We start from the raw sequence: 13,853 nt of genomic DNA, 5'->3' as shown, positions 1-13,853 counted from the left end.
CGTCACGTTGCGCGATGTTCCCGGCCATGGCCGGGATTACTACTTATAAACGTGCGGCGCGAGCGTTCCGATGAACGGCAAATTGCGGTAGCGCTCCGCGTAGTCGAGCCCGTAGCCGATGACGAACTCGTTGGGAATGTCGAAGCCGACGTATTTCACGTCGATCGGCACCTTCACCGCGTCCGGCTTGCGCAGCGCAGCGCAGATCTCCAACGACGCCGGATTGCGCGACTTCAGGTTTTCCAGCAGCCAGTGGAGGGTCAGGCCCGAGTCGATGATGTCCTCGACGATGAGGACGTGGCGGTTCAAGATGTCGGTGTCGAGGTCCTTCAGCACCCGTACGACGCCGGAGGACTTGGTGCCCGCGCCGTAGGACGACACCGCCATCCAGTCCATCTGCACCGGCACGTGCAGGGCTCTGGCCAGGTCGGCCATCACCATGACCGCGCCCTTCAGCACGCCCACGAGCAGGACGTCCTTGCCCGCGTAGTCCTCGTCGATGCGCCCGGCAAGCTCTTTGATCTTGGCCTGGAGGTCGTCCTCGGGGATGAGGACCTTCTCCAGGTCTTTGCCCATGTCGGCAGCGTCCACCTGTGGTTCCTTAAACGATGGGACTGATGGCGAGTATCAGGGTGCCATACCGCCGAACTGCGGACAGACCTCCGGGTAGATCCACCGCCTTCTGCCCGTGCCATTGCGTGACCAGCCGATCGACCGCCAGCACGTGGGTGGCGGAAAGCGCGCCGGAGGGCGTGCCCGCCGCGATGGCCGCGCGCCGCAGCACCCTGCGGCGCACGGCGTCGGGCAGTTTCTCCAACTCGGGTACGGACAGGATGACGGACTCTCCGATATCGCTAAGAGCGCAATTCGGGAACGCCGATTCGGCCCACTGGTCGAGGGCGTCGGCGTCCTCCCGCGCCATTCCGGCGGTCCGCGCGAGCGCCTCGGCCACCCCCGGGCCGAGTTCCTCGTCGAGCATCGGCAGGATCCGCTTCCTGACGCGGACGCGGGTGTAGCGGGGGTCGTCGTTGTGCGGGTCGTCCCAGGGGACGAGGGACATGGCCGCGCAGGCGGCGACCGTCGTGGCCCTGGACAGGCCGAGGAAGGGCCGGCGGTAGCGGCCCGCGCGGGCGGCCATGCCGGAGATCGAGCGCAGCCCGCTCCCCCTGGCCAGCCCCAGCAGGACGGTCTCGGCCTGGTCGTCGCGGGTGTGGCCGAGCAGGACGGCGGCGGCCCCCAGGCGGTCGGCCGCCTCGGCCAGCGCGGCGTACCTGGCCTCGCGGGCGGCGGCCTCTGGGCCGCCGTCGGTGCCGACGGTGACGGTGAGCGCCTCGGCCGGGGCCAGGCCGAGACCGGCGGCGATGCCGGCGACCTGCCGGGCGCGGTCGGCCGAGCCCGGCTGGAGCTGGTGGTCCACCGTGACCAGGCCCGCGCGCAGGCCGGCGCGGGGGGCGACGAAGGCCAGCGCCGCCGCCAGGGCCAGCGAGTCGGCGCCGCCGCTGCACGCGGCCAGGACGAGCGCGCCGGTGCCGGCGAGGTCGGTCAGCGACTCGCGGACGGCCCGGCGCACGTCGGCGACGGCTGGACGGGGACCCACAGGAGCCATTGTCCCGGCTGGGGAACCGGCCGCACGCCACGGCCGGGTCCCCCGGGACGGGAAGGTCAGGCGGGAAGGGCCGGGGTGCCGATGACGCGGTGGATCCAGGCGTCGGGGTCGGCGATCTCGGGGGTCGTGGGCAGGGTCTCCGGGGAGGTCCAGACCTTGTTGAAGCCGTCCATGCCGACCCGGTCGACCACCTTGCGGACGAACGCGGAGCCCTCGGCGTACTGCTTCATCTTGACCTCGATGCCCAGCAGGCGCCGGACCGTGCGGTCGAGCCGGGAGCCGCCCTCGCGGCGCTGGGCGAACTTGGCGCGGATCTCCGAGACCGACGGGACCACCGAGGGGCCCACGGCGTCCATGACGAAGTCGCCATGGCCTTCCACCAGGGTCATCACGGCCGTCAGGCGGTCGAGGATCTCCTTCTGGGCGGGCGACTGGATGGCGTCGATCAGGTTGCCCTCGCCGCCCCTGACCACGTCGGCCACCGTGTCGGCGGCGTTGCGCAGGCGGTCGAGGAGCGTGGGCAGGTCGAGGTCGGAGGCGAGCAGGAACTCGGTCATCTGCGACCTGACGTACTCGCGCAGCCAGGTGACGCCGGTGAACTGCACGCGGTGGGTCTCCTCGTGCAGGCACACCCACAGGCGGAAGTCGCGGGGCACGACGTTCATCTCGCGCTCGGCGTGGACGATGTTGGGCGCCACGAGCGTCAGGCGGCCGGTCGGCTCCTGGCCGGTCGGGTCGGGCGGCAGGAACAGCTCGTACTGGCCGAGCACCCGGGAGGCGAGGAAGGCGAGGACGGCCCCGACCTCGACGCCGGTGATGCGCGAGCCCACCGCGGTGACGATGGCGGGCGGCGGGTTGTCTCCGCCGCCCATGCGCTGGGTCAGCGGTTCGAGGACCACGCGGAAGCCCTCGACGTTGGCCTTGATCCAGCCCGGCCGGTCGACGATGGTCGCGGGCTGCGGCGCGGTCTCGGTGTGGATCTTCGTGAACTCGCGCACGTGGCCCTCGGCCTCACGTGACAGCGTGCGGAGCTCGGCGACGGCCTGCCTGGCCTCCTCCTTGCTCACCTGAGGACCGGGGCGCACCAGGCGCGTGCCGGTCGTGACGGCCAGATCCCAGTCGATCACCTGCATGACGTCCACCGTACGTTGTTCTCGTCACGCCTGCGAAGAAGCGGCGGTCAGGATCGCGCGACGATCGCGGCGAGCCTGTCGAGCACGGGCTCGGCGTTCACCGGCACGTCGTCGGCCAGGAAGGCGAAGGTGACCAGCCGGCCGTCTTTGGTGGTGGCGAGGCCCGCCAGGGTGTTGACGTTGTTGAGGGTGCCGGTCTTGGCGCGGACGAGGCCGACCTGGCCCTTGCTGTCGGCGCGGGTGAAGCGCTTGCCGTTGCCCAGCGTGCCGGAGAAGCCGGCGATCGGCATGCCCGAGTCGACGGCCCGCAGCTCGGGGTGCGCGGGCGAGCCGGCGATGGCGATGATCCTGGCCATGGCGTCGGCGCTGACCCGGTTGCGGATGGACAGGCCGCTGCCGTCGGCGACGCTGACGCCCTTGGTCACGCCGAGCCGCCGCATGACCCCGATCACCGCCTCCGCGGCCCCCGCGTACGACGCCTCCTTGCCCTCCTTGATGGCGACGTGCCTGGCCAGGGCCTCGGCCATGTCGTTGTCGCTGTGGGTCAGGGTGTGCTCGACCAGGGCGTACAGGGGGGCGGAGTCGACCTTGCCCAGCTCGGCGGCGCCCGCCGCTGCCCGCTCCTGGCGGACGTCCTTGGAGACGGCGACGCCGTACCTGGGCAGCAGCCGGGCGAAGGCGGCGGCGGCGTACGCGGCCGGGTCGGGCACGCGAGGCCGGGCACCGGGGCGCTGGCGTCCCTCGTCCATGGCCAGGGCGTGGACGGGGGCCGCCTCGCCGTCGGGCACGTAGTTGGGCTTCCAGCCGGGCGCGACGGCCGGCCCGGTGAACAGGCTGTCGTCGTAGGAGAGCGTGACCTTCCTGACGCCCTTGGCCTTCAGCGCGGCGGCGGTCCGGGCGGCCAGGGTGGCGAGGGAGGCCTGCTTGGGATAGCCGGGCCTGGCCGACGGCCCGGCGAGCAGCGGGTCGCCGCCGCCCACCAGGACGATCGCGCCGGGCGCGCGGCCCTGGACGACGCGGGTGGAGAAGCGGGTGTCGGGGCCCAGCGAGGCGAGCGCCGCCGTGGTCGTGACGACCTTGTTCGTGGAGGCCGGGGTGATGCCCGTGTCGGGGTTGGAGGCGAAGATCCGGGCGCCGGTGGCGGCGTCGAGCACGACCGCGCCCACCCGGCCGCCGAGTGCTTTGTCACCCAGCGCGTCGGTGAGCTGGCGGGTCAAAGTACTCTTAGTCGGGAGAGGTCCGTTCCCTGACGTCGCCGAAAGCTGGGCCAGCACAGGCCCCGAGGTGACCACGGGGGCGGGGGGGATTCCCCGGGGAGACGCCGTCGGCCCGATCGGTGACGGCTGCCTCGTCAGCGCGCTCAGGTTGAAGTCGCTGGTCATGGCGTAGACGCCGATGACGATCGTGACGATCTGAAGCACGGCGAGAGTGGCCAGCATCATCGAACGCTCGTGCCGCGCCACGTCGCCTGACCTCTCTCCTGGTGTTCGCCTACGAGACATTAACGCCCAGCCGGGACTTCCCGGGGGCCTTGAGCGGAGGAACCGCGGTGGAGTTCGACGTTGTCGTTGAGATTCCCAAGGGGCAACGGAACAAGTACGAAGTGGACCACGAGACCGGAAAGATCAGGCTTGACCGGCTCCTGTTCACCTCCACGCAGTACCCCGCCGACTACGGCTTCATCGAGAACACCCTCGGCGAGGACGGTGACCCGCTCGACGCGCTGGTGCTGCTCCAGGAGCCGACGTTCCCGGGGTGCTACATCACCTGCCGCGCGGTCGGCATGTTCCGGATGACCGACGAGAAGGGCGGCGACGACAAGGTCCTGTGCGTGCCCTCGACCGACCCCCGGATGCACCACATCCAGGACATCCACCACGTGTCGGAGTTCGACCGGCTGGAGATCCAGCACTTCTTCGAGGTCTACAAGGACCTTGAGCCCGGCAAGTCCGTCGAGGGCGCCAACTGGGTCGGGCGCATCGAGGCCGAGGCCGAGATCGAGCGCTCGTTCCACCGGGCCAAGGACGCGGGTCACCACTGATCCTCACCGGGGCCTGGTGGCGCCCACCAGGTCCCCTCTCCAGATCGGGGCGACCCGTACCACGTCGCCGGTCTGGGGCGCGTGCACCATCTGGCCCTGGCCGACGTAGATGCCCACGTGGTGGATCGTGCCGGGGTCGTCGGTGATGCGGCCGAAGAACAGCAGGTCGCCGCGGCGGAGCTGGTCCAGCGGCACGTGCGGGCCGGACGTCCACTGGGTTCCGGTCCAGTGGTCCAGGCGCACGCCCACCTGCTCCCAGGCGCGCATGACCAGGCCGGAGCAGTCGTAGGTGTCGGGGCCCGCGGCGGCCCACACGTACGGCTTGCCGAGCTGGGTCAGCGCCCAGTTGGCGGCCAGGTTGCCGCCCGCCGAGCCCGCCGCCAGGCCGGCCGCCGACAGGGCCAGGGCCCGCCGTCTGGCCAGCAGCTCGGCGTGGCTGCGGGCGGCGTTCACCCGGTGCTGGAGCTGCCGCCGCTCCACCCGGAGGGTGCGCGTCTCGCGGCGCTGCCGGGCGACGGCCGCCTCCGCTGCCAGCTTCGCCCGCCGGGCGCGCTCCGAGGCGGCCTGCCGGGCGTCGTAGGCGTTCTGCGCCTGCGTCCGCAGGATGGCGGCGACCTCCTGGGCGTCGCGCATCCTGCGCAGGATCTGGGCCCGCTCGTCGCCGAGCTGGCCGAGCACGCTCGCCCGGTGCAGGAAGCCGTCGACGCCGCCCTCGTCGATGAGCATGCCGACGATCGGGTCCAGCGCCGTCATCCCGCCGTAGCTCTGCGCGGCGAGCAGCGCGACGGCCTGCCGGGCGCGCTCGGCCTCGGCGTCGGCCGCCGCCTGACGCGCCTGGGCCTGCGCGTACGACTGCTCGGCCTGCCGCAGCCGGACCAGCTCGCCGTTGTACGCCTCCACCTGCCGTTCCACGGCCGCGGCCAGCTCGTCGAGCCTGGACTGGGCCACGGCCAGCCCGGCGCTGGCCACCCCCAGCTCCTTCGAGCGCTCGCGGGCGACCGCGCGCGCCTTCTTCACGTCCTTGGCCGACGGCATGGGGTCGGCCAGCACCGGCGAGCCCGGAGTGAGCGGACACAGGGTGGCCAGCAGGACGCACGCCAGGAGCCCAGCCCGAAATGCGCGCATAGGTCCCCCCGGAAACAGATGGTTACTCTATGCACACAGTTCCCAGCGCTTTCATGCGCGTAACGTCATCACCGCAGGCGGAAGAGCCGTTCTATCCACGGACGGATTCCGGTGACCACCGGCCGGGCGGCCCGCGGGTAGGTGAAGACGGGGGTCTGGACGCCGTACGCGGCGTGCAGCTCGGCGGCCTTGCACCAGTCGGCGGTCACGCGGGCCGCGGCCCATGCCGCCGCGATGGCCGGTCTGGCCTCCGGATGGCGGTCGTAGGTCTGGAAGAGGGTCATCGCGGCGTCGGCGGCGGCGTGACCGTCGCCCGGGTAGGCGGTGCCGGCCAGGTAGGGGGCGGTGACCCGGCCGCCGTGGCAGGTGTCGAGCACCCAGGTCCAGTTGGCCGTCACCAGCCCGAGCACGGGCTCGGGGACGTCGGCGGCGGCGCCGTACATGCGGTCCTGACGGGGACCGGTCAGGCGGCGGGCGTCCCACAACCAGTCGAGCTCGTCCGGCTGCGGGCCGCCGGCCAGCCAGGACAGCACCGCCAGGCCGCGCGCGGTGCGCAGGCGGCACAGGTCGAGCACGTGGCGCAGCATGCGGGGGCCGCGGTCGAGCCAGGTCGGCCAGTCGACGCGGTGTCCCCTCGGCACCAGCTCGGCCACCCGCCCCGGGACGGGCGACGGGCAGACCCGGCGCCCCAGATGCGGATCCTGACGCACTTCGAACGCCTCCACGATGCGCCCGACGAGCCGGTCCTGGTGCGTCTCCAGAAGCTCCACGGGGTGCTCAGCCGCTCTCGACGGGGGTGACGGGCTCCTCGGTGGGGGTGTGCGTGGGGCCGGGCGTCGCCGTCTCCGAGGGCGTGGTGGTGGGCGCGGGCGTCTCGGTGGGCGTCGGAGCGGGGGTGGGGGTCGGCACCGGCGGGGTCCGGGTGGGCGGGCGCGTGCCGGGTTCGCCGTGGGGCGGGTGGCCCGGCTCACCGTGCGGCGGATGACCCGGGTGGCCGGTACGGCCGGGCAGACCGGGCTGGCCGTACGTCGGCTCGCCGGGGTCCTCGCCGGGCGGGTCGGTCCGCGGCGGGCCGTCGGGCGTCGGCCGCGGCTCGCCGGGCGCGGATTCGGCGGGCGGCGAGCTCGCGTACGTGGGCACGAGCACGGCCGGCGGCACCGGCGTCGTCGAGCCGAGCATGCCGAACGGCTCGGGCGCGGCGCTGTCGAGGATGGGCGCTACGGTCAACTGGGCGTCCTGCGGGTCGGGTTGCCAGGGCAGTCTGATGCCGGGCGGCTCGCCGGTGGCGGGGAACGCGGCCGTCGCCACCCCGGCGAGACCGCCGTTGTCCTTGCCGAACTGGTTGAAGATCACTGCTATCGCCACCACGGTCGCGACCGCCGCCAGCGCGCCCGCCACCGCCTGAGGCCACCTTCGAGCCGCCGTCTGCGTGGGAACGGGAAATCCGGCGGCGTCCAGGGAGGCCGTGCGCCGGGCGACGTAGCGGCGGTAGGGCAGCAGCTCGGGGTCGGCGAAGCAGCTCATGACCCTGATGCGCAGGGCCTCGGGGAGCGCGGCGGCGGGCAGCAGGCCGAAGACCTTGGCGGCCGAGGCCTGGCGGGCGCGGTGGGGGGCGCAGACCTCGCAGCGGGCGACGTGCCCGACCAGGTGCTCGCGCATCTCCCTGGTGAGGTCGCCGGTGAAGCCGGCCAGGATCCGGGCCCGGCGCGGGCAGTCGTAGGGGCCCTTGCGCGCCAGGATCTCGGCGGTGACGGCATCGGTGAGACGATCGCGCGCCTGCTCCCTGGCCTGCTCGACCTGGCGCGGCGGGATCGCGAGCACCTGCGACAGCGCGGCGGTGTCCAGCGCGTGCCTGGTCGCCAGCTCCAGCACCTCGCGGTCGGCGACGGGCAGGCTCACGACCGCGTTCCAGGCCATGAGCCGCAGGTCGGCGTCGGCGGGGTCGTCCAGCGGCGGAGCCTCGGCCAGGACCTCGTCGGCGCCGGGCGGCGCGGCCATCCGGCGGCGCAGGCATTCCTGCCGGGCCAGGGCGAGCAGCCAGACCCGGAACCTGTCCGGCTGGGACAGCGCGCCCGCGTGCGCCTCGGCGGCGATCAGCGTGTCACGCAGGGCCACCTGGGCGCTGTCGGTGTCGAGGAGGAGGGACCAGCAGTAGCGGTAGACGTTCTCCGCGTGCGTGTCGTAGAGCGCGGCGAGGGCTCCCGGGTCGCGGGTGCGGAGTGCCTCCACCAGGACGCGGTCATTCATGTGACCGAAGGTAATGGATCGGTAACTAGTAGTTCTACCGGTTCCGCCGCTTCTACCGCGACCCCGCCAATTTCCCAAGCAATTTGTTCGGACTAATACCGATTATTGCTTTACCTGCCCCATGGCCTCGCTTCCCCGGTCCACCGCGAACGGCTCGGAGGTGGGCTTGACCGTGTGCACCGGGAGCGCGCCGCCCATCGCCAGGTCCTCGTAGGGACGGCCGGTCGAGCCCCAGGTCCGGGCGGTGACGTCGGTCTTGGCGACCTTGCTGTCCTTGGGCAGTCCGGCCACGGTGAGGATGAACCTGGGCGGGCTGCCGGCCTTCACGTCGTCCACGAACGTGCTGCCGCCGCCGAGCAGTTTGCCGGCCGCGTCGCGCAGCAACGCGTTCACCACCAGGCTGCTCGCCGGCAATTGATACGGATTCCCGACATAGCCGGTAATAAGGTAAGAGCCGTCTTTTTGGCGCATTGTCTGGACGCGCGTGATCGGGAACGACTGGAACGACGACGGGATGCGCGCGGCGGACCGCCACTGCGCCGGACGGTACTGGATGGTCACCTTCACCGGCTTCTCGGTGGCGGACGCCTGGCCGGTGAAGGCCAGGGAGCCGCCCGGCGGCACGGCGTCGAGCGGCTGGTCCATGCGCACCACCTCGGTGCCGGCGGCGTCGCGGCCCACGATGGTGGCCACCACATGCTCGCCGAAGTGCCACGGGTTGGCGTTGCTGAGCACGCCCGCCCAGTTGACGGCGTAACCGTCGGTGGACTTGGCGATGTTCGAGACCTGCTCCTTGAGAACGAGCGGCTTGAGCGATTGGGCGGGCTGGTCCTCACTTGAACAACCGGCGAGGCAGATCGCCCCGAGTGCGAGGAGGCTGACGGTTCGGCTACGCGGGATCACTTTGCCGTGATAACCCGTGCATGGGCGCGGCTGGCAGATGACACGCGCCGGGCGTACCAACTCTTTAACGCCTCCGGACGACCCTCGTCTCGTCCCACACCGGCTCGGACGACTCGTAGACCGTGCCGTCGGAGCCGAAGACCAGGAAACGGTCGAAGTCGGCGGCGAACCAGCGGTCGTGGGTGACCGCCATGACCGTGCCGTCGAACGCGTCGAGGCCCACCTGGAGCGCCTCGGCGCTGGCCAGGTCGAGGTTGTCGGTCGGCTCGTCGAGCAGGAGCAGCGTGGCGCCCGACAGCTCCAGCAGCAGGATCTGCAGCCGCGCCTGCTGGCCTCCGGACAGCGTGTCGAACCGCTGCTCGGCGATCAGCCCGGCCAGCTCGTAGCGGGCCAGCGTCTTCATGGCCTCGTTCTTGAGCTTGGCGTGCTCGTTCATCACGATCTCGACCGGGGTGCGGCCGAGCAGGTCGGGCCGGGAGTGGGTCTGGGCGAAGTGCCCCGGGACGACCCGGGCGCCGAGTCTGGCCACGCCGGTGTGCGCGACGGGCTCGCCGGCCACCAGGCGCAGGAAGTGGGACTTGCCCGAGCCGTTGGAGCCGAGGACGGCGACCCGCTCGCCGTACCAGATCTCCAGGTCGAACGGGCGCATCAGGCCGGTCAGCTCCAGGCCCTCGCAGATGACCGCGCGCTTGCCGGTGCGGCCGCCGCGCAGGCGCATCTTGATGTTCTGGTCGGCGGGCGCCTGCTCGGGCGGGCCCGCCTCGACGAACCTGCGCAGCCGGGTCTGGGCCGCGTGGTAGGGGGCGGCCATGCCGTCGTTGTACCTGGCCTTGTTCTTCAGCATGTTGACCAGGGCCTTGAGCTTGGCGTGCTCTTCGTCCCAGCGCCTGCGCAGCTCGTCGAGCCGCTCGTTGCGGGCCTTGCGGGCCTCGGCGTAACCGGCGAAGCCGCCGCCGTGGATCCAGATGTTGCCCGACTCGACCGTGACGATGCGGTCGGCGGCGTTGGCGAGGAGCTGGCGGTCGTGGCTGACCAGCAGCACGGTCTTGGACGTCTCGCGCAGCTGCTGCTCCAGCCACTCCTTGCCGGGCACGTCGAGGTAGTTGTCGGGCTCGTCGAGCAGCAGGGTCTGGTCGGGGCCGCGCAGCAGCGCCTCCAGGACGAGCCGCTTCTGCTCGCCGCCGGACAGGGTGGCCACGTCGCGGTACTTCACCCGGTCGAACGGGACGCCGAGGGCCGAGACCGTGCAGGTGTCCCAGAGCACCTCGATCTCGTAGCCGCCGGCGTCGGTGTAGTCGCTGATGGCCTGCGCGTAGCGCATCTGCGCCTTCTCGTCGTCGCGCTCCATCATCACCAGCTCGGCCGCGTCGAGCCGCTCGGCCGCCTGCCGCACGGCCGGCGGGGCGACGCCGAGCAGCAGGTCGCGCACGTTGCTCCCGTCGCGCACGTTGCCGATGAACTGGCGCATCACGCCCAGCCCGCCGGAGCTGGTGACGCTGCCCTCGACGGGCTCCAGGTCGCCCGCGACCAGGCGCATGAGGGTGGTCTTGCCCGCGCCGTTGGGCCCGACGAGCGCCGCCTTGACACCGTCGCCGATCCGGAAGGAGACGTCGTTGAGCAGGGGCCTGCCGTCGGGCAGCACGTACGTCAGATGTCCTACTTCAACGTGGCCCATCCGGGCAGGCTACCGGCCGCCCGCGACCACCGGCACCCGGTTTTCGGCCGGTGATCCGGGGGCCCTGGACAGCAAGTGATCTAATGACTAGAACTGTACGGGACTCCCCCAGCCCCTAGGAACCGGTGATGACGCGATTCCGCTCCTCCCTCCTCCCCCTCGCCGTCGCCCTGCTCGGCCTGGTCGCCGTCCCGCAGCAGGCGTGGGCCGCGCCGCCCAAGCCGGTGCCGCCGTCGGCCGGCGTGACGCGGGAACCGTCCGGGCCGGTCTCGGCGTGCGCGCCCACCGTGCGCGGCGCGTCCGTGGACGCCCGGCTGACCAGCCTGTTCACCTCGTACGGCAACGACAACAGCCGCCTGGACGACTGGACGGGAGCCGACGGCACCTACTCGCTCCGGCTGCCGAACGGCCGTGAGCTGTGGGTGTTCTCCGACACCTTCCTCGGCCAGGTCAACGCCGACGGCTCCCGGCCGCCCGTCGTCGAGGAGGGCGGCAGCACCGTCTTCCTGAACAACTCCTTCGCCGTCGAGCGGGACGGGCGGCTGTCCACCGTCCACGACGGCACGGCCGCGAAGCCCGAAGCCGTGATGCCGCCGCGCGACGACAAGCACTGGTTCTGGGCCGGGGACGCCACGCTGGCCGGCGGCCTGGTCGAGGTCACCTACCAGGAGTACGAGCGGTTCGGCCCCGGCGCGTGGGACTGGCGCTGGCACCGCAACGTGGTGGCCAGGTTCGCGCCCGGCCGGCTCGACCAGCCGGTCAGCGTGCACGACCTGCCCTCGGGCCACGGCGTCTCCTGGGCCTCCGGCCTGCTGAAGGACGGCGGCTACACCTACGTGTACGGCGTCGAGGACCTCGGCTCGGCCAAGTACATGCACCTCGCCCGGGTCAGGGGCCAGAGCCTGCTGGGCGCGTGGGAGTTCCGCACGGCCGACGGCTCGTGGTCACCGGACGAGACCGACTCGGCCCGGATCATGGGCGGGGTGGCGAACGAGTACAGCGTCACCCGGGTCGGATCCGGATATGTCCTGATCACGCATGACACCACCGAGGTGCTCAGCCCCAACATCGTGGCCTACTCCTCCTGCTCGCCCACCGGCCCCTTCACCGGCAAGCAGCACGTCTACACCACCCCCGAGACCAGCGGGAACGTCTTCACCTACAACGCCCACGCCCACCCCGACGTCGCCGGGAACGGCCTGGTGGTCTCCTACAACGTCAACAGCTTCGTCAACACCGACCACTACCGGGACGTGTCGATCTACCGGCCCAGGTTCCTGGACGTGACGTTCGGGTGAGGCGCAACTGGGCGGCGCGCCTGCGGCATTTCACCCTCGACGGGCTGCGGGCGGTCACGCTGGAGAACGAACGGCTGCGCGTGACCGTCCTGCCGGACAAGGGCGGCGACGTGGTGGAGTTCCTGCACAAGCCCACCGACACCGACTTCGTCTGGCTCTCCCCGCAGGGCCTGCGCGACCCGCGCGACCACCGTCACGGCGCGGCCGACGACGTCGCCCAGTTCGTCGACCACTACGAGGGCGGCTGGCAGGAGGTCTTCCCCAACGGCGGCGCGCCGAGCGAGTACCGGGGCGCGCGCCTGGCCCAGCACGGCGAGGTCGCCGGGCTGCCGTGGTCGTGCGAGGTGGTGGCCGACTGCGCGGAGGAGGTCGCGGTGCGGCTCGCCGTGCGGACCCGGCGGCTGCCGTACCGGGTGGAGAAGGTGTTCCGGCTCCGGGCGGGCACGGCCGCGCTGGAGGTCGAGGGGCGGGCGACCAACGAGGCGGACCTCGCGCTGCACGCGATGTGGGGCCAGCACATCGTCTTCGGGGCGCCGTTCCTGCGGGCGGGCGCGCGGATCCGGCTGCCCGAAGGCGTGCGGGTGATCCCGCACGCGACGCCGATCGGCCCGGCCGGGCGCCGGGTGCGGGCCGGCGGGCCGTGGCGGTGGCCGGTGGTGCCCGCCGACGGGGGCGGCGAGACGGACCTGAGCGTGGTGCCCGAGCGGGGCGGGCCGAGCGACATCGTGTACCTCACGGGTTTCCCGGAGGGTTGGTACGAAATTTCAGGGGATATCGGTATCCGGGTGGAGTGGGATGCGGCGCTCCTCCCCTACCTGTGGATGTGGCAGGAGCTCGGCGCGTCCACCGGCTACCCCTGGTGGGGACGGGCCTGCACGCTGGGGCTCGAACCGTTCGCCGGCATGCCGACCGACGGCCTGGCCGCAGCCGTGGCCAACGGCAGCGCCCTGCCGCTCGGACCGCAGGAGACCAAGGTGTCGAGATGGCGCGCGGAGGTACTGGCGTGAGTGAGTTTTCCGGCAAGGTGGCGCTGGTCACCGGCGGATCGATGGGCATCGGGCGAGCGGTGGTCGACCGGCTGGCCGACGGCGGCGCGAACGTGGTGTTCTGCGGCGTGGACGAGGACGCGGCGCTCGACAGCGAGCACGTCACCGGCGTCGTCGCCGACGTGCGCCGGGCCGGCGACATGCGCGACCTCGTGGACCTGGCCGTGACCAGGTACAGCGGCCTCGACGTCGTCGTCACCTGCGCCGGCGTCCAGCGGTACGGCACGGTCGAGGACACCCCGGAGGAGGTGTGGGACGAGGTCATGGACGTCAACCTCAAGGGCGTCTACCTCACCTGCAAGGCCGCCGTGCCGAGGCTCAGGGAACGCGGCGGCGGCTCGATCGTGGTCATGTCGTCGGTGCAGGCGTTCTCGTCGCAGGCGCAGGTGGCCGCCTACACCGCGAGCAAGGCCGCCCTGAACGGCCTGACCAGGGCCATGGCGCTCGACCACGCGGCCGACGGCATCCGGGTCAACGTGGTCTGCCCCGGCTCGGTGGACACCCCCATGCTGCGCTGGGCGGCCGACCTGTGGCGGGGCGACCTGTCGCAGGAGGAGCAGGTCGAGCAGTGGGGGAAGGCCCATCCGCTGGGCCGCGTGGGCCGCGCGGAAGAGGTGGCCGAGCTGGTGGCGTTCCTGGCGGGGCCGCGTTCGTCGTTCATCACCGGGGCCGAGCACCGCGTGGACGGCGGCCTGCTGGCCCGGAACCCGGCGGCGCTCCCCGACTAGGTCGAGTAAGTCCCCAGTCGCCTCCCGAACCTGGCAATCGTTGCGTCAATC

General features: G+C 72.1%; 13 protein-coding genes. 4 read left to right on the top strand and 9 right to left on the bottom strand.

Annotated elements, in window-relative coordinates:
- Window positions 1-39: 39 nt before the first annotated feature.
- Genes hpt through dacB form a run of 4 tightly spaced genes read right to left on the bottom strand, consistent with a single transcriptional unit; the run spans window position 40 to window position 3,956 of the window.
- Window positions 40-591 (bottom strand): hypoxanthine phosphoribosyltransferase, encoded by a 552-nt coding sequence (gene hpt, locus ACIBK9_RS05625; RefSeq protein ID WP_352318606.1) that lies wholly within the window; start codon window positions 589-591, stop codon window positions 40-42.
- Window positions 592-601: 10 nt separating this feature from the next.
- Window positions 602-1,606: a tRNA lysidine(34) synthetase TilS gene (gene tilS, locus ACIBK9_RS05620; protein ID WP_397155422.1), complete on the bottom strand. Its 1,005-nt coding sequence runs from the start codon at window positions 1,604-1,606 to the stop codon at window positions 602-604.
- Between the two features lie 56 nt (window positions 1,607-1,662).
- Window positions 1,663-2,739 carry a zinc-dependent metalloprotease gene (locus tag ACIBK9_RS05615; RefSeq protein ID WP_352318602.1) on the bottom strand — a complete coding sequence of 359 codons (1,077 nt, stop codon included), beginning with the start codon at window positions 2,737-2,739 and terminating at the stop codon, window positions 1,663-1,665.
- Between the two features lie 47 nt (window positions 2,740-2,786).
- Complete coding sequence (gene dacB / locus ACIBK9_RS05610; RefSeq protein WP_397155420.1) at window positions 2,787-3,956, bottom strand: D-alanyl-D-alanine carboxypeptidase/D-alanyl-D-alanine-endopeptidase; 1,170 nt, start codon at window positions 3,954-3,956, stop codon at window positions 2,787-2,789.
- A 332-nt stretch (window positions 3,957-4,288) separates the two neighbouring features.
- Between dacB and ACIBK9_RS05605 the strand changes: the two genes are divergently transcribed.
- Entirely contained in the window at window positions 4,289-4,780 is a 492-nt protein-coding gene (locus ACIBK9_RS05605; protein ID WP_352318598.1) for an inorganic diphosphatase, read from the top strand.
- Window positions 4,781-4,783: 3 nt separating this feature from the next.
- Here ACIBK9_RS05605 and ACIBK9_RS05600 read toward each other — a convergent pair whose 3' ends face one another.
- From ACIBK9_RS05600 to ACIBK9_RS05580, 5 genes are all read right to left on the bottom strand, one after another.
- A complete protein-coding gene (locus tag ACIBK9_RS05600; RefSeq protein WP_397155418.1) occupies window positions 4,784-5,905 on the bottom strand; it encodes a C40 family peptidase in 1,122 nt (373 codons plus the stop codon).
- Between the two features lie 68 nt (window positions 5,906-5,973).
- Window positions 5,974-6,675: a hypothetical protein gene (locus ACIBK9_RS05595; protein WP_397155416.1), complete on the bottom strand. Its 702-nt coding sequence runs from the start codon at window positions 6,673-6,675 to the stop codon at window positions 5,974-5,976.
- A 7-nt stretch (window positions 6,676-6,682) separates the two neighbouring features.
- Entirely contained in the window at window positions 6,683-8,152 is a 1,470-nt protein-coding gene (locus ACIBK9_RS05590) for a hypothetical protein (RefSeq protein WP_397155414.1), read from the bottom strand.
- A gap of 102 nt (window positions 8,153-8,254) precedes the next feature.
- Window positions 8,255-9,055, bottom strand: a complete 801-nt coding sequence (locus tag ACIBK9_RS05585; protein WP_358291543.1) for a hypothetical protein — start codon at window positions 9,053-9,055, stop codon at window positions 8,255-8,257.
- Between the two features lie 64 nt (window positions 9,056-9,119).
- Window positions 9,120-10,730, bottom strand: coding sequence for an ABC-F family ATP-binding cassette domain-containing protein (locus ACIBK9_RS05580; protein WP_397155412.1), 1,611 nt, complete (start codon window positions 10,728-10,730; stop codon window positions 9,120-9,122).
- Between the two features lie 128 nt (window positions 10,731-10,858).
- On the opposite strand from ACIBK9_RS05580, the gene ACIBK9_RS05575 reads away from it, so the two are divergent.
- Genes ACIBK9_RS05575 through ACIBK9_RS05565 form a run of 3 tightly spaced genes read left to right on the top strand, consistent with a single transcriptional unit; the run spans window position 10,859 to window position 13,802 of the window.
- Window positions 10,859-12,028, top strand: coding sequence for a DUF4185 domain-containing protein (locus ACIBK9_RS05575; protein WP_397155410.1), 1,170 nt, complete (start codon window positions 10,859-10,861; stop codon window positions 12,026-12,028).
- Entirely contained in the window at window positions 12,025-13,035 is a 1,011-nt protein-coding gene (locus tag ACIBK9_RS05570; RefSeq protein WP_397155408.1) for a DUF4432 family protein, read from the top strand. The genes ACIBK9_RS05575 and ACIBK9_RS05570 overlap by 4 nt, the downstream gene beginning before the upstream one ends.
- On the top strand, window positions 13,032-13,802 hold the full coding sequence (locus ACIBK9_RS05565; RefSeq protein ID WP_397155406.1) for an SDR family NAD(P)-dependent oxidoreductase: 771 nt from the start codon (window positions 13,032-13,034) through the stop codon (window positions 13,800-13,802). Before ACIBK9_RS05570 ends, ACIBK9_RS05565 begins: the two co-directional genes overlap by 4 nt.
- The last annotated feature ends 51 nt before the right edge of the window (window positions 13,803-13,853 follow it).

It is taken from the genome of Nonomuraea sp. NPDC050227 (assembly GCF_044459705.1).
GTDB lineage: Bacteria > Actinomycetota > Actinomycetes > Streptosporangiales > Streptosporangiaceae > Nonomuraea.
Note: the sequence above shows the minus strand (reverse complement) of the source record. Positions and strands in the feature narration are given on the sequence as shown.